We start from the raw sequence: 18,216 nt of genomic DNA, 5'->3' as shown, positions 1-18,216 counted from the left end.
TCCCGCTTCTTCGGCATCATGAACGCGCGGTCGCCCTGACCCTGTCGGCATGGTCCGCCGCCATGCCGGCGGGCGCCGGTTCCGCCTCGCGTTCGATCAGGGCGCGCTTGCGCTCGATGCCCCAACGGTAGCCGGACAGCGCCCCGTCGCTCCGTACCACCCGGTGGCAGGGGATGGCGACCGCCAGCGCGTTGGCCGCGCAGGCCCCGGCCACCGCCCGGACCGCCTTGGGCGCACCGATCCGCGCGGCGATCTCGGCGTAGCTGGCGGTCGTGCCGGGCGGGATGGCGCGCAGCGCCTGCCACACGCGCCGCTGGAACGCGGTGCCGCGCAGGTCCAGCGGCAGGTCCAGGCCGATCCCCGGCGCTTCGACGAAGCCGACCACCGTGGCGACGACGCTCTCGAACGCCCCGTCGCCGCCGATCAGGCGGGCGTGGGGAAAGCGGTCCTGCAGGTCGCGCAGCAGCGCTTCGGGATCCTCGCCGATCAGGATGGCGCAGACGCCCCGGTCGCTCATGGCCACCAGAATCGAACCCAGCGAGCAGTCGCCGACGGCGAAGCGGATGTTGGCGTTGGTGCCGCCGGCTTGGTAGTCGCCGGGCGTCATCCCCAGCATCGCGTCGGAAGCCTCGTAGAACCGCCCGCTCGAATTGAAGCCGGCGCCGTAGATGGCCTCGGTCACGCTGCCGCCGCGCGCAAGCTCTTCATGGACCCGCCTGGTCCGCCCTGCCGTGGCGTAGTCCCTGGGCGTCACGCCGACGACCGCCTTGAAGACGCGGTGGAAATGATGCGGGCTGAGACCGGCCTCCCGGGCCAGCTCGCTCAGGCTCGGCGTCTCCTCGGCCTCGTCGATCCGGCGGCAGATGGCGGCCATGCCGGCCGCGTGCCGGTCGCGCAGCGGCGGGCGGTCGGGCTCGCAGCGCCGGCAGGGGCGGAAACCAGCGGCCTCCGCGTCGGCGGCCGTCCGGTGGAAGCGGACGTTCTTCGGGTTCGCGGCCCGCGACGGGCAGGAGGGGCGGCAATAGACCCCGGTCGTCGCCACCGAATAGCAGAACTCGCCGTCGGCGCTCCGGTCGCGGGCCAGCACGCGGAACCAGCGCGGGTCCCGTTCGGTCGCCGTTTCTGCCGGTGTCGGGGCGGGTGCGGTGGACGTGCTCATCGCCAACTCCTGTTCGAATTCCGTGTCGTCCAGCCAATCTGGCATCGGGCGGCGGAACCGGCACTCCGGCCCTTGCGGTCGAATCGAAATCGGGCCTTTTGCCGTCCGCGGGCCGGATCAGGGGCTGGATCAGGAGAGGACGGCGGCGCCCTCCCGCTGCTTGCGGATGCGGTCGTAGGCGGCGTTGATCAGGGCGATCTTCTGGGTCGCCAGATCGATGAACTCCTGGGGCATGCCCTGGGCGACCAGCAGATCGGGGTGATGCTCGCGCACCAGCCGCCGGTGGGCGGTCTTCACGGCCGCGTCGTCGGCGGCGCGGGGGATCCCCAGCACATGGTAGGGATCGGTCTCGTCGCTCTCCCCGGCCAGATGATGCCCGGCGAGGATGCGTTCGAACTCCGCGTCGGCGAAGCCGAAGATGTGGGCGACCGCCCGCAGATAGGCGACCTCCGTCTCGTGCAGCTCGTCGTCGGCCTCGGCGATCATCAGCAGGCTGTCGAGCAGTTCCTCCAGCACCGCGTGGCGGTCCTCGAACAGGTCGGCGATCTGCCGGGCGTACTCCTCGAAGCCGTGGGTGTCGCGGCGGGCGAGGTCGAAGACGCGCCCGACGTTGTCCAACTCCTCCGGGGGCACGCGGAACAGGCGCTTGAAGGTGTCCACCTCCACCCGTTTGACGACGCCGTCGGCCCGCGCCATCTTGGCGGCCAGCGCGATCACGCCGATGGTGAAGGCGATGGTCTGGGTGGCGGGGTCCGGTTCGTCCCCCTTGGCGGCCTCCCCGGTGGACGGCGTGCCGCAGCAGCCGTCGCTCAGCCGGCCATCGCTCAACTGGTCGACCGCGTGTCCGGCCAGAGCGCCGAGCAGGGCGCCCAGCGGCCCGCCGATGGCGAAGCCCGCCGCTCCGCCGAGGATCTTTCCCCAGATGCTCATGGACTCAACCCACCCGATTCGCCGATGCCGCTCCAAGCATAACGGCGGCGCCGGGCCGGGCCAACTGTGTCCTTGCCGCAACAGAAAAGAACGGTTCGCTTTGCAAAGTTTTCATGAGCGCTTGCGAATTCCAGCGAACGGTCCATGTTGCACTGCAACAGAGACGGCTGTGACAAAGCGCCGTCCATCGGTGACCGCAGACCCGGCAAGAGGGGCGGCACCGGCTTTCTGGGGTTGAACGTTCTGCGCAATGCGTTTTCGAAATCGAGAACCGTGAGCGAGAGCCATGACTGTCATCCGCAAGATCCTGCCGACCGAACTGCCCCTCTACCGGGCGCATCTTCTTCGCCTCGATCCTGCCGACCGCTACGCCCGCTTTGCCGGAACCGTGTCGGACGAGGTGCTGGAGCGCCACTGCGCCGCCATCGACTGGACGCGCACCACGCTGATCGGCGCCTTCCTGAACGGCGAACTGCGCGCCGCGCTGGAGCTGTGCGGCGACCGCGTCCTGTGGCCGAACGAGGCCGAATTCGGCATCAGCGTCGAGACGGAGCTTCAGGGCCGGGGCGTCGGCAGCACGCTGATCCGCCGCGCGCTGACCGTCGCCCGCAACCGCTCCATCGGCAAGGTCCACATGCTGTGCCTGGCGGAGAACATCCGCATGCGCGCCCTGGCGCGGCGCTTCGGCGGCAGGATGGAGATGGAATACGGCGAGATCACCGCCCGCTTTGATCTGCCGACCCCCAACCAGTTCTCCTTCGCGCTGGAAGCGCTGGAGGACGGATCGGGCGCGTTCAACAGCCTGCTCGCCAGCTTTTCCTCCGGCCAGAGCGATCTGGCCGCAGCCTGATGGACGCTGCCCTCGGGAGCGTCATTTGAGTCGTTGACGTTGGCGTCCGGATCGCGAAACTCCGCCCTCAAGCGCGGCGCGTGTGCCGCGCGGCGGAGCCTTGGGTGCGAGCATGGACGGCAAGACGCGTGAGGGGAACGGCCAGAATGGACTGGGCCACGAGGGTGGCCGCTGGCAGTTCTGGATCGACCGTGGGGGCACCTTCACCGACATCGTGGCGCGGCGCCCGGACAGCGCGGTCGTCACGCACAAGCTGTTGTCCGACAACCCGGAGCGCTACGCCGATGCCGCCGTCCAGGGCATCCGCGACCTGCTGGGACTGAAGCCCGGCGAGTCGATCCCGGCCGACGCGGTCGAGGCCGTCAAGATGGGCACGACCGTCGCCACCAACGCCCTGTTGGAACGCAAGGGCGAGCCGACCGTGCTGGTGGTGACCGAGGGCTTCGGCGACCAGCTCCGCATCGGGCATCAGGCGCGGCCCAAGATCTTCGCCCGGCGGATCGTGCTGCCCGAACAGCTCCACACCCGTGTGGTCGAGGTGCCGGAACGGGTGATGGCCGACGGCCGCGTCCTGAAGCCGGTCGACCTGCACGCCGTTCGTCGCGGATTGGAGGAGGCCTACCGGCTCGGTTTCCGCGCCGCCGCCGTGGTGCTGATGCACGGCTACCGCTACCCCGAGCACGAGCGTCAGGTCGCCTCGCTGGCCCGCGCGGTCGGCTTCACCCAGGTCTCGGTCAGCCATCTGGTCAGCCCGCTGATGAAGCTGGTCGGGCGCGGCGACACCACGGTGGCCGACGCCTACCTCTCGCCGATCCTGCGCCGTTACGTCGACAGGGTGGCCGGCGACCTGAACGGCGTGCCGCTGATGTTCATGCAGTCGAACGGCGGGTTGACCGACGCCCGGCGCTTCCAGGGCAAGGACGCCATCCTGTCGGGGCCGGCGGGTGGCGTGGTCGGCGCCGTGCGCACCGCGCGGATGGCGGGGTTCGACAAGGTCATCGGCTTCGACATGGGCGGCACCTCGACCGACGTGTCGCACTACGCCGGGGAGTACGAGCGCGCCTTCGACACCACCGTCGCCGGGGTGCGGGTGCGGGCGCCGATGATGCACATCCACACGGTGGCGGCCGGCGGCGGGTCGCTCTGCGTCTTCGACGGCACCCGCTTCCGCGTCGGGCCGGACAGCGCCGGGGCCAACCCCGGCCCGGCCTGCTACCGGCGCGGCGGGCCGCTGACCGTCACCGACTGCAACGTGATGGTCGGCAAGCTCCAGCCGCGCTTCTTCCCGCAGGTCTTCGGACCGGAGGGGAACCAGCCGCTCGACGCCGAGGTGGTGAAGGCCCGCTTTACCGAACTGGCGGCAACGGTCAACGCCGCGCTCGGCACCACGATGACGCCGCATCAGGTGGCCGAGGGCTTCCTGCGCATCGCGGTGGACAACATGGCCAACGCCATCAAGAAGATTTCGGTGGAGCGCGGGCACGACGTCACCCATTACACGCTGAACGGCTTCGGCGGCGCGGCCGGGCAGCATGTCTGCGCGGTCGCCGACGCGCTGGGCATGACGCGGGTGTTCCTGCACCCGCAGGCCGGCGTGCTGTCGGCCTACGGCATCGGGCTGGCCGACACCGTCGCCATCCGCGAGCGCGCGGTCGAGGGGCCGCTGAGCGAGGCGGTGGTCGACCGCCTGACCCTGCTCCTCACCGATCTGGAGACCGAGGGGCGGGCCGAGCTGACCCGCCAGGGCATCGCGGCGGACCGCCAGACCATCCACCGCCGGGTCCACGTCAAGGCGTCGGGGTCGGACACGGCGCTGGCGGTGCCGTTCGGGTCGCGCGTCGCCATGACGGCGGCCTTTGCCGACGCTCACCGCCGCCGCTACGGCTTCCTCACCCCCGGCACCGCGCTGGAGGTGGAATCGGTGACGCTGGAGGCGGTCGGCCTGACCGACGCGGCGGAGGATCCCGATTTCGCCGGCCAATCCACCAGCGCCCTGCCGCGCCGGCTCGCCACGGTGGCGCTTTACACCGGCGACAAGGCGCGCGAGGCCCCGCTCTACGACCGCGCCCAGTTCCAGCCGGGCAACCGCGTCGTCGGCCCGGCGGTGCTGGCCGAGGCGGTCGCCACCACGGTGATCGAGCCGGGCTGGATCGCCGAGGTCACCCGCAAGAACCATCTGGTGATGACCCGGCTGGAACCGGCCAGCCAGCGCCTCGCCGCCGGGACCACGGCCGACCCGGTGACGCTGGAGGTCTTCAACAACCTGTTCATGTCCATCGCCGAGCGCATGGGCGTGACGCTGGAGAAGACCGCCCGTTCGGTGAACATCAAGGAGCGGCTCGACTTCTCCTGCGCGCTGTTCGACCGCGACGGCGGGCTGATCGCCAACGCCCCCCACATGCCGGTCCATCTGGGGTCGATGGGCGAGAGCGTGCGAGCGGTGGTGGAGCGGCGCGGCGGCGCCTTCGCCCCCGGCGAGGTCTTCGCGCTGAACGACCCCTACCACGGCGGAACCCATCTGCCCGACATCACCGTCGTCTCGCCGGTGTTCGACGAGGCTGGGAAGGAGCTGCTGTTCTTCGTCGCCTCGCGCGGGCACCACGCCGACGTCGGCGGCATCACCCCCGGCTCGATGCCGCCGGACAGCGTCACCATCGCCGACGAGGGCGTGCTGCTGGACTGCGTGCCGCTGATCGAGGACGGGCGGTTCCGCGAGGAGGAACTGCTGGAGCTGCTGGGCTCCGGCCCGCACCCCGCGCGCAACCCGGCGCAGAACATCGGCGATCTCAAGGCGCAGATCGCCGCCAACGAGCAGGGCATGCGGGAGCTTCACCGCATCGTCCGCTCCCATGGGCTGACCACCGTCGCCGCCTACATGCGCCACGTCCAGGACAACGCCGAGGAGCAGGTCCGCCGCGCCATCGGCGTGCTGCGCGACGGGGCTTTCTCGGTGACGCTCGACAACGGTGCGGTCATCGCGCTGGCGGTGTCCATCGACCGGGAGACGCGCTCGGCCAAGGTGGACTTCACCGGGACCAGCGCGCAGCTCGCCAACAACTTCAACGCCCCCTCGGCGGTGTGCCGGGCGGCGGTGCTCTACGTCTTCCGCACGCTGGTGGACGACGACATCCCGATGAACGAGGGCTGCCTGCGCCCCATCGAGATCGTCATCCCCGAGGGCAGCATGCTGGCGCCCGAAAGCCCCGCCGCCGTGGTCGCCGGCAACGTCGAGACCAGCCAATGCATCGTCGACGCGCTGTTCGGCGCGCTGGGGGTGATGGCGTCCGCCCAGGGCACCATGAACAACACGACCTTCGGGAACGAACGGCACCAGTACTACGAGACGGTCTGCGGTGGCTCGGGGGCTGGCGACGGCTTCGACGGGACCGACGCGGTGCAGACCCACATGACCAATTCGCGCCTGACCGACCCGGAGGTGCTGGAATGGCGCTTCCCGGTGCTGGTCGAGAGCTTCCGCATCCGGCGCGGGTCGGGCGGGGCGGGGCGCTGGCGCGGCGGCGACGGGGTGGTCCGCCGTCTGCGCTTCCTGGAGGCGATGACCGCCGCCATCCTCGCCAACCACCGCAAGGTGGCGCCCTTCGGCCTGAAGGGCGGGGCGGACGGCGCGCTTGGCCGGACCTGGATCCAGCGGGCGGACGGCAGTGTGCAGGAACTGGCCCCGCAGGACCGCATGGCGGTCCAGCCGGGCGACGCGCTGGTGGTCGAGACGCCGGGCGGTGGCGGTTACGGGGAGGCGGCGGGAGCCTGAGGCGGTCGGGGGAGCGTAGGGTGACGACGCTTCGCGGCAACCCCCGCCCGACCCAGGGCATCAGGGCTGGAAACGGCGCTCCAGCCCCTGCCAGCAGCGGTAATACTCGTGCTGGAGCTGCGCCGTCTCCAGCGCGAAGCGCGTCGGCCGGATGACGGCGCGGGTCTCGACCATGAAGGCCATGGTGTCGGCGACGCGCTGGGGGGCGGACGTGTCGGCGGCGGTCGCCTTGGCGAAGGTCTCGGCGTCGGGGCCGTGGCCGCTCATGCAGTTGTGCAAGCTGGCGCCGCCGGGCAGGAACCCCTCCTCCTTGGCGTCGTAGACCCCAACGATCAGGCCCATGAACTCGCTGGCGTAGTTGCGGTGGAACCAGGGCGGCCGGAAGGTGTCCTGCTGCACCAGCCAGCGCGGCGGGAAGATCACGAAGTCGATGCTGTCCACGCCGGGCGTGTCGCTCGGCGATTGCAGGACCAGGAAGATCGACGGATCGGGGTGGTCGAAGCTGATCGAGCCGATGGTGTTGAAACGGCGCAAATCGTATTTGCAAGGCGCGCAGTTGCCGTGCCACGCGACCACGTCGAGCGGCGAGTGGCCGATCCGCGCGGTCCACAGATTGCCCAGGAACTTGGCGACCAGTTCGAAATCGCCGTCGATGTCCTCGTACCACGCCGTGGGCGTCAGGAAGTCGCGCGGGTTGGCCAGACCGTTGGCGCCGATGGGGCCGAGGTCGGGAAGCTGGAAGTGCGCCCCGTAATTCTCGCAGACATAGCCGCGCGCGGTGCCGTCCGGCAACTCGACGCGGAAACGGAGTCCTCGCGGGATCAGCGCGATCTCCTGCGGCTCGACCTCCAGCACGCCCAGTTCGGTGAGCAGGCGCAGCCGGCCCTGCTGCGGCACGATCAGCAATTCGCCGTCGGCGTCGTAGAAGAAGCGACCGGTCATCGGCCGGTTGGCGGCGTAGAGGTGGATGCCGCAGCCGGTCTGCGCCTCCGGCCCGCCGTTGCCGGCCATGGTGACCAGCCCGTCGAGGAAGTCGGTGGGCGTGTCCGGCATCGGCGGAGGGGCCCAGCGCAGTTGGTTGGGCGGCGTCGGCACCGCGTCGAAGCGGCTGAGCAGCCGGTGGTTTCCCTCCAGCGGCTCGAAGGGCAGATGAACCGCCGCCGGGCGGATGCGGTAGAGCCAGGAGCGCCGGTTGCGCGCGCGCGGCGCCGTGAAGGCCGTGCCCGAGAGCTGTTCGGCGTAGAGCCCGTAGGGCGGGCGCTGCGGCGCGTTGCGGCCGACCGGCAGCGCGCCGGGCAGAGCCTCGGTGGCGAACTCGTTGCCGAAGCCGGACTGGTAGGCGAGGGGGGCGGGGAAACTCATGGGCTTGGCTCTCCCGGAACGGAGGGGCGGTCAGGACGCGATGCGGACGAGGCCGTCGGGATCGACCAGGACCGGCACCGCCGCCAGACGGCAGCCGGGCGTCACCGGGCCGGACAACGGCCGCCCGTCCTCGACCGAGAATTCAGCGAAGTGACTGGAGCAGATCAGGCGCCGTCCGTCTTCGCTGAGCACCCGGCCGTGCCGGTAGGTCAGCGGCAGCCAGACATGCGGGCAGGCGTTGACGTAGGCGCGGACGGCGTCCCCCTGGCGAATGGTCAGCATCGAGAAGACGCGGCGGCCCTCGCCGAAGCGGAACTCCTTGGCCTCGCCATCGGGCAGGGCGTCCAGCGGCCCCAGCGCCGTTCCCGGCGCCGGGGCTTGGGGATCCTGGCGCCAGGACTCGTCGTCCGCCGGCAAGGGGTCCTTCCTCACGCCGCCGGGCCGATGACGCCGCGGTTGAGCTGGTCGGCCTCGATGCTTTCGAACAGGGCCTTGAAGTTGCCCTCGCCGAAGCCGTCGTCGCCCTTGCGCTGGATGAACTCGAAGAAGATCGGGCCGATCACCGTCTTGGAGAAGATCTGCAGCAGCAGCTTGGTGTCCTTGCCCTCGACCACCCCGCCGCCATCGATCAGCAGGCCGTATTCGCGCAGGCGTTCCAGCGGCTCGCCATGGCCGGGCAGGCGGTCCTCCACCTTGGCGTAATAAGCGTCGGGTGGGGCCGGCATGAAGTCCAGCCCGTTGCGGCCCAGCCGGTCCACGGTGTCGTAGATGTCGTCGGTCTCCAGCGCGACGTGCTGGATGCCCTCGCCCTTGTAGTCGCGCAGGTATTCCTCGATCTGGCTCTTGTCGTCGGCGCTCTCGTTGATTGGGATGCGGATCTTGCCGTCCGGGCTGGTCAGCGCCTTGGAGAACAGGCCGGTGAACTTGCCCTCGATGTCGAAGTAGCGGATCTGGCGGAAGTTGAAGAGCCGCTCGTAGAAGCCGGCCCACACCGCCATGTTGCCGCGCTGGACGTTGTGGGTCAGGTGGTCGATGGTGTGCAGCCCGACCCCCTCGGGATGGGCCTCGCGCGCGCCCGCCCAGCGGAAATCGACGTCGTAGATCGACCCGTTGTCGCCGTAGCGGTCGACGAAATAGAGCAGGCTGCCGCCGATGCCCTCGATGGCCGGGATGTTCAGCTCCATCGGGCCGACCGGGTTGGGCACCGGCTTGGCGCCCAGGCTCACCGCGCGGTCGAAGGCGTGTTTGGCGTCCGCCACGCGGAAGGCCATGGCGCAGGCGCAGGGGCCGTGCGCCTCGGCGAAGCGGCGGGCGAAGCTGTCGGGCTCGGCGTTGACGATGAAGTTGACGTCGCCCTGGCGGTAGAGGGTCACGTTCTTCGAGCGGTGCCGGGCGACGGCCGCGAAGCCCATCGTCTCGAACAGCGCGCCGAGCTTCTCCGGTTCGGTCGAGGCGTATTCGACGAACTCGAAGCCGTCGGTGCCCATCGGGTTGTCGTCGGTGATGATCGTCAAGGCGGCGTCTCCTGGTGCGGCGCGGGGAGCCCGGAACCGGTTTCCTCCATGTCGTTTCAATTGAAACCATAAAACGATCCGTTTGTGAAACGGAAAGTCCAGGGGGCCGCCATCGCCCCCCGTCATGGATGGTCCGGGCTACGCCGGAAGCGCCGCGCGCTCGCAGGCTTCGTAATGGTCGGCGATCTCGCGGCCGGTCGCCCACCACACGTCGTCGTATTGGCGGACATGGGCGAAGAACTCCTCCAGGATGCGGTAGCGCATCGGGCGGCCGGTGACCTGCGGGTGCATGATCATGGTGGCGACCCCGTTCCAGTCGCGGGTCTGGTCGAACTCGTCGCGCCAGATGGACAGAACCTCCTCGCGGCCGAACAGGGCGCGCGGGCTGCTGCGGTGGCTCATGCCGAAATTCCAGTCGTCGAAGCTGTAGTTCACCGGAATCTCGATCGGCCCGGCGCCGTCGGGCAGGGCGTGGCGGTAGGGCCGGATGTCGTCCCGCCAAGAGCTGGAGTAGCGGATGCCCCGGTCGCGCAGAAGCTGGAGCAGCTCGGTGAAGTTCTCGCCGGACGGCGCGCGGTAGCCGACCGGGGTGACGCCGAGGATCCGCTTCAGCGCGTCGAAGCCGCGATCCACCTCCTCGACCATCGTCGCCAGATCGCCCGGCTCGGGCCGTATGTGCAGATAGCCGTGATGGGCGATCTCGTGGCCGCCCTTCAGGATCGCCTCGCAGGCGGCGGGGTGGGCCTCGGCCGTCCAGCCGGTGACGAAGAAGGTCGCCTTCACCGCGTGACGGGCGAGCAGTTCGAGGATCTTCGGGATGCCGACCCGCGCCTCGTAGCCGCCGTAGGACATGGTGACGAGGCGTTCGGCGTTGCGGCGATCGCCGCCGAGCCAAACCGATTCCGCGTCGACGTCGAAGCCGGGGAACAGCGCGCAGCGGGCGCCGTTCGGCCAGGGGAAGTCGGGGGCGGGCGGGGCCGGGTTCGCGGGTTTGGGAGTGAGGTCTGGCATCATGGGACGGTCCTGCCGGGTTGCGGATCGCTGCGGGATGGGGTGGGATGGCGGCGTGTGTCCGTCTCGCCACAGGAAAGCCGGGAATGATCGAACTGAGGAGCGCCAGCCTTGCCGATGCGGGGGAACTGGCGCGGATCCACGCCGGGGTCTGGCGCCACACCTACCGGGATCTTGCGCCGGAGGCGGCGATCCGTCTGTTGAACGAGGACCGGCGGCGGGCCTTCTGGGTGACGTTGCTGCAAGATCCCGGCCCGGACACGGCGCTGATCGTCGCGACCTGGGATGGGGCGGTCGCCGGGTTCGCGCTGGGCGGTCCGTCGACGGAGGCGGCGTTCGGAGGGCGGCCGGAGGTCAAGTATCTCTACGTCGACCGCGCCCACGCGCGACAGGGGATCGGCCGGCGGTTGCTGACCGCGCTGGGCGCGGAGCTTTTTGCGCGTGGGGCGACGGGGGTGGGGCTCGGCGTCGTGATCGGCAACGATCCGGCGATTGCCTTCTACGAGGCCATGGGCGGGCGGTTGCATGGGCGCTACGTCGATCCGGGGCCGATCTGGCGCTCGGAGAATTTGCTCTACGTCTGGGACGATCCGGCGTGTCTTCTGGGGCGGGATGCGGAGGCCGGTTGAACCGAACGGCGAGGGAGAGGCGCCGGTTGCCCCCTCCCTAACCATCCCCCGCCCTTGGCGGGAGAGAGAACTCCGCCGAACACCGACAAGGGTCCGGCCCCCTCTCCCGCCAGAGGCGGGGGAGGGATGGGGAGGAGGCAACCGAGGCCGGACTCTTTCGATACCGTTCGGACGCTCAAGAGGAAGACGTGCCGGCCGGTCCATGGCGGTGCCCTCCCTGCCCGTCAGGCGAAGCGGCGCGGTGCGCCCAGCGCCCGCAGCCGTTCCGCCAGCCCCCGGACATCCGCCTCCTCGTCAAGTCCCTCGACGGTAGCGATCAGACGGGCGACCGCATCCTCCTCCAGCGCCATTCCGGCAAGGCGCCGGATTTTCGCCAGATGCTCGGCGGGCGGCAGCGGGTTGGTGGGCGAACCGAGCGGATCGACGATTCGATCAACAAGGCTGCGGCCATCGGCGGTTTCCACCGTCACGAACGGCTCCTCCGACCCGCCGAGCGCGGGATCGGTCTCCAGAACCACCTTCTCCATCGCCGCGCGCAAAGCGGAGTCACCACGCCGCCCGGCCCGGAACGCGTCGAGACCGACCCCGCCCTCCGGCGCAACGATCAGCGTGGCGAGCGCGAAGGGAAGGCTCATCTGCGCGGCGGCGAGGCTGGAGACTTCCCGCCCCCCGCACATGCCGACGAGGAAGGCCGGCGCCCGCACACGAACGTAGCGGATGTCGTCGGCCCGCAGGCCGTGCCGGCGGATCAGCGCGCCCAGCGCGTCGATGGCACCGTGGGTGCCCCGGCAGGAGGCGTGCGGCTTGATCGCCACCCGCTCCAGCCGCCAGCGCTCGCCGAGCCCGTCCACCAGCGCCTCCGGCACCGCCGAGCCCGGCGCGAAGGTGCGCAGGAACCCACCCCACACGTCCTCGAACACGGCCGCCGGCCCGGTCAGCCCGCCCCGCGCCAGCAGCGCCGCCAGCAACCCGCCCTCCGCCGCGCGGCCGGCGTGGACGCGCTTGGTCTGGCTGCCGTCGTGGATGAAGGCCCACAACCCACCGCTGAAGCTCGCGGCGTGGCCCAGCGCGTGGGCGACGGCCTCGGCGGGCAGGCCGAGGATGCGGGCCGCCGCCGCCGCCGCGCCGAAGGGGCCGCAGGTGGCGGTGGAGTGCCAGCCGGCCTCGTTGTGCGGCCGGTAGGCGCCGCAGGCCTCCAGCACCCGGCGCGCCACGTCGTAGCCGAGCGTGACGGCGAGGAGGAACTCGCGGCCAGAGACCGGCCGCTCGGCCAGCCCCAGCGCCGCGACCGCCGCCGGCACGACCACCGCGCCGGAATGGTCGCAGCCGCCGGTGTCGTCAAGTTCGAAGGCGTGGCAGGCCGTCCCGTTGACCAGGGCCGCCGAGCGGGCGCCGACCCGGCGGTCGGTGCCCCAGACCGGTTCATCGCCGGCCGGCTCGGTCGCCAGCACCGTGGCGAGCAGCGCCGCCCCCTCCGCCGAGGCCGCCCCGGCGATCCCGCAGGCCAGCGTGTCGAGCGTGTGCCGCTTGGCCTTGGCGAGGATCGCGTCGGGAAGGGCGTGGGCGGCCGTGCCCGCGACGAAGCGGGCGAGGACCCGCGCATGCTGGGAGTCGGATGGCATGGTTCCGGCCAATCGAAAGGGTCTCGGTGCGAACCGCCGCGTCGCCGCGACGGTTCGCAAGACGGATCACGGTGTGGGCGCCGCGCTCACTTCACCGGCTGGCCGTTGACCAGCGCCGTCGTCACGCCGTTCGCCTCCAGGTTCCACTTGGCCAGCACGGCCTTGTAGGTGCCGTCGGCGATGATGTCCTGCAACGCCTTGGCGACCGTGTCGCGCAGGCCGGGGGCGGTCTTGGCGAAGGCCATGCCCTGGTGCTGCTGGGTGAAGGGCTGGCCGATGATCACGTAGGCGTTCGGCTCCAGCGTCAGCAGGTAGGGCAGGGTCTCGCTGCCCTGGACGGCGGCGTCGAGGCGCTTCTGGCGCAGCTGGGTGCGGGCGTCGGCGGAGCCTTCGGTGCCGACGATGGTCAAAGCCGGCTTGCCGGCGGCCTCGCAGTTCGCCTTGCTCCACTTCTCCATCTCGCCGGGGAAGCTGGTGCGGCGGCTGGCGCCGACCGTCTTGCCGCACAGGTCGGTCATCGCCTTGAAGGCGTCCTTGTTGTCGATGGTCGTGTAGAACTGCGCGCCGGTGGTCAGGTAATCGACGAAGTCCAGCGTCTCGCGGCGGGCCTCGGTGTCGGTCATGCCGGACAGGATCATATCGACGCGGCCGGTCGTCAGGCCGCTGACCATCTGCTCGAAGCTGATCTCCTGCCACTTCACCTCGAGGCCGAGCTTCTTGAACAGCGCGTGGCCGAGGTCGATGTCGAGGCCGGTCAGGGTCGCGGTCTTGGGATCCTTGAACTCCATCGGCGGGTAGTTGGGCACGTTGGCCACGGTGATGGTCTTGGACGCCTTGATGTTGTCCGGCAGCCCTTGCGCCGAGGCGGGGGCGGACAGGACACCGGCCGTCAGGGCCACGGCGCAGACGGTGGAAAGAATGCGGTTCATGACGAAAGCTCCTTGTTCATTTGGTTTGTTTTCAAAACACGAAACGTTGGGTGTCGCGTCCTGTCCTGCTTGCTTCCGGAAGCTCTATTTCCGAACCATGGAGATGAAATCCTGGGTCCGCTTCTGGGTCGGCTTGGCGAGAACCTGCCGGGGATCGCCGATCTCGACGACCTGCCCGCGATCCATGAAGGCGACGCGCTGGCAGACGTCGCGGGCGAAGCCCAGCTCGTGCGTCACCACGATCATCGTCATGCCGCTGGCCGCGAGGTCGCGCATCACGGTCAGCACCTCCCCCACCAGCTCGGGGTCCAGCGCGGAGGTCGGCTCGTCGAACAGGATCAGCTTGGGCCGCATCGCCAGCGTCCGCGCGATGGCGACGCGCTGCTGCTGGCCGCCCGACAGCTCGGCGGGGTAGGCGTCGCGCTTGTCGGCCAGCCCGACGCGCTCCAGCAGGGCGTGGGCGTGGTCGCGCGCCTCGGCCGGGCGTTCGCGCAGCACCTGCACCGGTCCCTCGGTGATGTTCTGGGTGACCGTCAGGTGCGGGAACAGGTTGAAGCGCTGGAAGACCATGCCGATGGAGCGGCGCTGGCGGGCGATCTCGCCATCGTCCAGCTCGTGCAGCTTGTCGCCGACCCGGCGGTAGCCAATCAGTTCGCCGCCGACGAAGATGGCGCCGCCGTCGATGCGCTCCAATTGGTTGATGCAGCGCAAAAAGGTGCTCTTGCCCGACCCGGACGGACCGATGACGCCCAGAACCTCGCCCTTGGCCACCCGCAGGCTGATGCCCTTGAGGACCTCGACGGAGCCGAAGCGCTTGCGGACGTCGGCGGCGACCACCAGCGGCTCGTCGCCGACGGCGTGGAGATGCAGCGGATCGCTCGCCATCATGCGTTTCCTCCGACCGGGCGGACGCCCTTGGCGTAATACCGTTCGATGCGCATCTGGATCAGGCTCAGCGCCGTCACGGTGACGAGGTACCAGCTGGCCGCGACGATCAGCAGCTCGATGACGCGGGAGTTGGCGTAGTAGATGTTCTGCGCGCTGTGCAGGATGTCGGTGAACTGGATGACGCTGGCTAGCGAGGTCAGCTTCACCATGCCGATGAACTCGTTGCCGACCGGCGGCACGATCACCCGCATCGCCTGCGGCATGATGATCCGGCGCAGCATCTGCAAGCGCGGCATGCCAATGGACTGCGCCGCCTCGTACTGCCCCTTGTCGACCGACAGCAGGCCGGCGCGCACCACCTCCGCCGTGAAGGCGCCCTGCTGGATGCCCAGCCCCAGCAGCGCGGCGACGAAGGGCGTCATCACCTCCACCGTCCGCACGCTGAACACCCCCGGCAGGCCGATGTACGGGAAGATCAGGGCGAGGTTGAACCACAGCAGCAGTTGCAGCAGGGCCGGCACCGCCCGGAAGAACCAGACATAGGCGATGGCGGTGTATTTCAGGACCGGGTTCTCGGACAGCCGCATGACGGCGAAGACGACGCCCAGCGCCAGCCCGAGCAGCATGGCGAGGATCGCCATCAGGATGGTGTTGCCCAGACCGTGCAGGATGACCGGGACGGTCAGGAACTCGGCGACGTAGGACCATTCGATCTGGCCGACGGCGAAGGAATAGACCAGCGCGGCCAGTAGCCCCAGCACGACCGCCGCCCCGACGGCGCGTCCGGGGTGGCGCCGGGGCACCAGCGTGAGGTGGCTGATCTCGTAGACGGTGTCGGTCATGGCGCCCTCACAAGACGGGATGAGCGGGAACCCACAGCGTACGCTCCTCCGGGGCGCGGCCGACACCGCGTTTCCGGGGGAGCCTCGCCGGTCTCGGACGGGGTCAGGCCGCCGCCCATTGACGCTGGCTGTCGCACAGCGTCCGCAGCCGGTCGATCTGCTCGGCGACGCGGGCCGGGGCGGTGCCGCCGTAGCCGGAACGGGCCGCCACCGCCGCCTCGGGCGTCAGGTGGGGCAGGACGTCCGCCGTCAGCCGGGGATCGACCGAGGCCAGTTGTTCCGGCGACAGATCCGACAGGCCGACGCCGTGCTCCTCGCAATACCGGACCAGCGCCCCGGTGATCTCGTGCGCCTCGCTGAACGGCACGCCGTTGCGCGACAGCCAGTCGGCGACCTCGGTCGCCAGGGTGAAGCCTTCGGTCGATTGCCGGGCCAGCGCCTCGGTGCGGACCGTCATCGTCGCCACCATGCCGGCCATGGCGGGCAGCACCAGCTCCAGCGTGTCGATGGCCTCGAAGGCGGCGAACTTGTCCTCCGACAGGTCGCGGTTGTAGGCGAAGGGCAGGCCCTTCAGCGCGACCAGCATCAGGTTCAGCCCGCTGATCAGCCGCGCCGCGCGTCCCCGCGTCAGCTCGGCGATGTCCGCGTTCTTCTTCTGCGGCATGATCGAGGAGCCGGTCGCGTAGGCGTCGTCCAGCTCGACCCAGCCGAACTGGCGCGACGACCACAGGAAGATCTCCTCGGCCAGCCGCGACAGGTCGACGCTGAGCATGGCGGTGACGAACAGGAATTCCGCCACGTGGTCGCGGCTGCCCACCGCGTCGATGGAGTTCTCGCAAGGCGCGTCGTAGCCCAGTTCGCGCGCCGAGATCTCCGGGCTGAGCGCGATGGCCGACCCCGCCAGCGCGGCGGCGCCGAGCGGCGAACGCGCGGAGCGGCGGTCCCAGTCGGTCAGGCGGTCGATGTCCCGCGCGTAGGCCTGGGCGTGGGCCAGAAGCTGATGGGCGAAGGTCACCGGCTGGGCCGGTTGCAAATGGGTGAAGCCCGGCGCCAGCGTTTGCTGATGCGCGGTGGCCTGGGCCAGCAGCGCGTCCTGCAACTCCAGAACCCCGGCGGCGATATCGCGCGCCTTTTCCCGCAGGTAGAGCTTCAGGTCGTTGGCCGCTTGGTCGTTGCGCGACCGGCCGGCGCGCAGCTTGCCGCCCAGCGTGCCGAGGCGCTCGACCAGCGCGCGCTCCAGGAAGGTGTGGACGTCCTCGTCCTGGGGCGCGGGCTGGACGGTGCCGGCCGCGATGTCCGCGCCAAGGGCGGCCAGCGCCGCGACGATCTCGTCGCCCTCCGGCGCGGTCAGGATGCCGGCGCGGACCAGTTCCCGCGCGTGGGCGGCCGAGGATCTCAGATCCTGCGGAGCGAGCCGGAAATAGCTGTTGGGCGAGCGGGACAGGCGCTTCATGGCCGGAGACGGGGCCGAACGGAAGCGTGCTCCCCAAAGCTGTGTGCCCTGAGTCATGGACCTTGTCCCTCGTGTTTGGATGACGAAACGGTGACGCAGGATCGGGCTCTGGACAACGGAATTGATTTCCGGAACTCTAGTCGCAAATGGAATACCGCCCCGGCGGCAGGGAGGCCGCGACGCCATGGTTGCCCAACTCTACCCCACCGTGACCGCGCTGCGGGTCGTCGTGGCGCTGGCCCAGGGCGGCACCGTGTCGGCGGCGGCGCCGCTGCTCCACCTGACTCAGAGCGCGGTCAGCAAGCAGTTGAAGAGCATCGAGGATCTGGTCGGCGCCCCGCTGTTCACGCGGACCAGCCACGGGCTGGTGCCGACGGAGGCCGGGGCCATCTACATCGCGCAGGCGCGTCTGGTGATCGGGGCCTTGGAGACCGCCGCCGTGAAGGTGGCCGAACTGCGGCGGTCGCAATCGGCGATCCGCGTGCATGTCCTGCCGATCCTGGGTGACCGCTGGTTCATGCCGATCTACCCGCGCTTCATGGAGCGCTGCCCGGACACCACGGTGCAGTTCACCACCTTCGCGCCGACCGACACCGCCGAGGAGGCCGATCTGGTGTTCCGTTTCGGCCAGGGGCCGTGGCCCGGCTGGCACGCCGACTATCTGTTCGGACGCGACGTGCTGCTGGTGGGGGCGCCGTCGATGATCGAGCGCAACGGCGGGTTGGCCGACGCCGCCGACGCGCGGCGCTTCACGCTGCTCGATCACCCGCAGACGCCGCTGCGCTGGGCGATGTTCGCCGCCGCGCACGGGCTGGGCGACGCGCCGCCGGCCGGGCTGATCCGCTTCGGCTACTACGCGCTGGTGATCCGGGGGGCGATCACCGGCCAGGGCCTGGCACTGGTGCCGCGCTGCCTGATCCTGGACGAGCTGGCCGACGGGCGGCTGGTCAACCCGCAGGGTCTCAGCTTCCGCAGCGAGTACCGTTACTGGCTGACCATCCGCGAGAACCAGCGCCTCAACCCCGGCATCCGCGCCTTGCGCGACTGGATCCTCGAAGAGGCCGCGAAGACAGAAATTCCGGTCATTGCGTAGAGGGTCGAGCAAAGCCCCTCTCCCCTCGCGGGAGAGGGGTTGGGGTGAGGGGGTGCAAACATTCGTCTTCGCCTTCGGCAAATACCCCTCATACCGTTTCGAAGGAATGACGTCGTTGAGCGTATGAGCATAGCTACGTCTTTCTTTCCGGATGCGGGGGCACTG

The 18,216-nt window shown here is 70.0% G+C and carries 15 protein-coding genes; 4 read left to right on the top strand and 11 right to left on the bottom strand.

Annotation, left to right across the window (positions count from 1 at the left end; translation table 11 throughout):
• Window positions 1-16: 16 nt before the first annotated feature.
• Together ada and EJ913_RS12860 are read right to left on the bottom strand one after the other, a co-directional pair.
• Window positions 17-1,159: a bifunctional DNA-binding transcriptional regulator/O6-methylguanine-DNA methyltransferase Ada gene (gene ada / locus EJ913_RS12865; protein WP_126998425.1), complete on the bottom strand. Its 1,143-nt coding sequence runs from the start codon at window positions 1,157-1,159 to the stop codon at window positions 17-19.
• A 129-nt stretch (window positions 1,160-1,288) separates the two neighbouring features.
• Window positions 1,289-2,089: a TerB family tellurite resistance protein gene (locus tag EJ913_RS12860; protein WP_126998423.1), complete on the bottom strand. Its 801-nt coding sequence runs from the start codon at window positions 2,087-2,089 to the stop codon at window positions 1,289-1,291.
• 286 nt (window positions 2,090-2,375) lie between these two features.
• Here EJ913_RS12860 and EJ913_RS12855 point away from each other — a divergent pair, with 286 nt between their 5' ends.
• Window positions 2,376-2,939, top strand: a complete 564-nt coding sequence (locus tag EJ913_RS12855) for a GNAT family N-acetyltransferase (protein ID WP_126998421.1) — start codon at window positions 2,376-2,378, stop codon at window positions 2,937-2,939.
• A 112-nt stretch (window positions 2,940-3,051) separates the two neighbouring features.
• Window positions 3,052-6,708, top strand: coding sequence for a hydantoinase B/oxoprolinase family protein (locus tag EJ913_RS12850; protein ID WP_126998419.1), 3,657 nt, complete (start codon window positions 3,052-3,054; stop codon window positions 6,706-6,708).
• Window positions 6,709-6,768: 60 nt separating this feature from the next.
• On the opposite strand, the gene hmgA is transcribed toward EJ913_RS12850, so the two are convergent.
• From hmgA to EJ913_RS12830, 4 genes are all read right to left on the bottom strand, one after another.
• On the bottom strand, window positions 6,769-8,070 hold the full coding sequence (gene hmgA / locus EJ913_RS12845; RefSeq protein ID WP_126998417.1) for a homogentisate 1,2-dioxygenase: 1,302 nt from the start codon (window positions 8,068-8,070) through the stop codon (window positions 6,769-6,771).
• A 30-nt stretch (window positions 8,071-8,100) separates the two neighbouring features.
• Window positions 8,101-8,487 carry a Rieske (2Fe-2S) protein gene (locus EJ913_RS12840; RefSeq protein WP_185909766.1) on the bottom strand — a complete coding sequence of 129 codons (387 nt, stop codon included), beginning with the start codon at window positions 8,485-8,487 and terminating at the stop codon, window positions 8,101-8,103.
• A gap of 11 nt (window positions 8,488-8,498) precedes the next feature.
• Window positions 8,499-9,557: a 4-hydroxyphenylpyruvate dioxygenase gene (gene hppD / locus EJ913_RS12835; protein ID WP_126998788.1), complete on the bottom strand. Its 1,059-nt coding sequence runs from the start codon at window positions 9,555-9,557 to the stop codon at window positions 8,499-8,501.
• Between the two features lie 165 nt (window positions 9,558-9,722).
• The gene (locus tag EJ913_RS12830) at window positions 9,723-10,598 is read right to left on the bottom strand and encodes a polysaccharide deacetylase family protein (protein WP_126998413.1); all 876 of its coding nucleotides are present in this window, start codon (window positions 10,596-10,598) and stop codon (window positions 9,723-9,725) included.
• A gap of 83 nt (window positions 10,599-10,681) precedes the next feature.
• On the opposite strand from EJ913_RS12830, the gene EJ913_RS12825 reads away from it, so the two are divergent.
• A complete protein-coding gene (locus EJ913_RS12825; RefSeq protein ID WP_126998411.1) occupies window positions 10,682-11,224 on the top strand; it encodes a GNAT family N-acetyltransferase in 543 nt (180 codons plus the stop codon).
• Between the two features lie 224 nt (window positions 11,225-11,448).
• Here EJ913_RS12825 and EJ913_RS12820 read toward each other — a convergent pair whose 3' ends face one another.
• The 5 genes from EJ913_RS12820 to argH all read right to left on the bottom strand — a co-directional run bounded on the left by EJ913_RS12820 (window position 11,449) and on the right by argH (window position 17,015).
• Window positions 11,449-12,846, bottom strand: a complete 1,398-nt coding sequence (locus tag EJ913_RS12820) for an MmgE/PrpD family protein (protein WP_126998409.1) — start codon at window positions 12,844-12,846, stop codon at window positions 11,449-11,451.
• Between the two features lie 86 nt (window positions 12,847-12,932).
• Entirely contained in the window at window positions 12,933-13,775 is an 843-nt protein-coding gene (locus EJ913_RS12815; protein ID WP_126998407.1) for an ABC transporter substrate-binding protein, read from the bottom strand.
• Window positions 13,776-13,859: 84 nt separating this feature from the next.
• Window positions 13,860-14,663, bottom strand: coding sequence for an amino acid ABC transporter ATP-binding protein (locus tag EJ913_RS12810; protein ID WP_280531378.1), 804 nt, complete (start codon window positions 14,661-14,663; stop codon window positions 13,860-13,862).
• A complete protein-coding gene (locus EJ913_RS12805) occupies window positions 14,660-15,505 on the bottom strand; it encodes an amino acid ABC transporter permease (RefSeq protein WP_126998405.1) in 846 nt (281 codons plus the stop codon). Before EJ913_RS12805 ends, EJ913_RS12810 begins: the two co-directional genes overlap by 4 nt.
• Before the next feature lie 103 nt (window positions 15,506-15,608).
• Window positions 15,609-17,015: an argininosuccinate lyase gene (gene argH, locus EJ913_RS12800; RefSeq protein ID WP_126998403.1), complete on the bottom strand. Its 1,407-nt coding sequence runs from the start codon at window positions 17,013-17,015 to the stop codon at window positions 15,609-15,611.
• 127 nt (window positions 17,016-17,142) lie between these two features.
• Between argH and EJ913_RS12795 the strand changes: the two genes are divergently transcribed.
• Window positions 17,143-18,051: a LysR substrate-binding domain-containing protein gene (locus EJ913_RS12795; protein ID WP_126998401.1), complete on the top strand. Its 909-nt coding sequence runs from the start codon at window positions 17,143-17,145 to the stop codon at window positions 18,049-18,051.
• Window positions 18,052-18,216 lie beyond the last annotated feature (165 nt).

The organism is Azospirillum doebereinerae (genome assembly GCF_003989665.1).
GTDB lineage: Bacteria > Pseudomonadota > Alphaproteobacteria > Azospirillales > Azospirillaceae > Azospirillum > Azospirillum doebereinerae.
This window is presented reverse-complemented; position numbering and strand designations above follow the sequence as displayed.

Bases quoted from the DNA above. Each gene is read 5' to 3' on its own strand.
- hppD (WP_126998788.1), bottom strand. From the start codon at position 9,557: ATGGGCACCGACGGCTTCGAGTTCGTCGAATACGCCTCGACCGAACCG.
- EJ913_RS12815 (WP_126998407.1), bottom strand. From the start codon at position 13,775: ATGAACCGCATTCTTTCCACCGTCTGCGCCGTGGCCCTGACGGCCGGT.
- EJ913_RS12820 (WP_126998409.1), bottom strand. From the start codon at position 12,846: ATGCCATCCGACTCCCAGCATGCGCGGGTCCTCGCCCGCTTCGTCGCG.
- EJ913_RS12850 (WP_126998419.1), top strand. From the start codon at position 3,052: ATGGACGGCAAGACGCGTGAGGGGAACGGCCAGAATGGACTGGGCCAC.
- EJ913_RS12825 (WP_126998411.1), top strand. From the start codon at position 10,682: ATGATCGAACTGAGGAGCGCCAGCCTTGCCGATGCGGGGGAACTGGCG.
- argH (WP_126998403.1), bottom strand. From the start codon at position 17,015: ATGACTCAGGGCACACAGCTTTGGGGAGCACGCTTCCGTTCGGCCCCG.
- hmgA (WP_126998417.1), bottom strand. From the start codon at position 8,070: ATGAGTTTCCCCGCCCCCCTCGCCTACCAGTCCGGCTTCGGCAACGAG.
- EJ913_RS12805 (WP_126998405.1), bottom strand. From the start codon at position 15,505: ATGACCGACACCGTCTACGAGATCAGCCACCTCACGCTGGTGCCCCGG.
- ada (WP_126998425.1), bottom strand. From the start codon at position 1,159: ATGAGCACGTCCACCGCACCCGCCCCGACACCGGCAGAAACGGCGACC.
- EJ913_RS12830 (WP_126998413.1), bottom strand. From the start codon at position 10,598: ATGATGCCAGACCTCACTCCCAAACCCGCGAACCCGGCCCCGCCCGCC.
- EJ913_RS12795 (WP_126998401.1), top strand. From the start codon at position 17,143: ATGGTTGCCCAACTCTACCCCACCGTGACCGCGCTGCGGGTCGTCGTG.
- EJ913_RS12860 (WP_126998423.1), bottom strand. From the start codon at position 2,089: ATGAGCATCTGGGGAAAGATCCTCGGCGGAGCGGCGGGCTTCGCCATC.
- EJ913_RS12855 (WP_126998421.1), top strand. From the start codon at position 2,376: ATGACTGTCATCCGCAAGATCCTGCCGACCGAACTGCCCCTCTACCGG.
- EJ913_RS12810 (WP_280531378.1), bottom strand. From the start codon at position 14,663: ATGATGGCGAGCGATCCGCTGCATCTCCACGCCGTCGGCGACGAGCCG.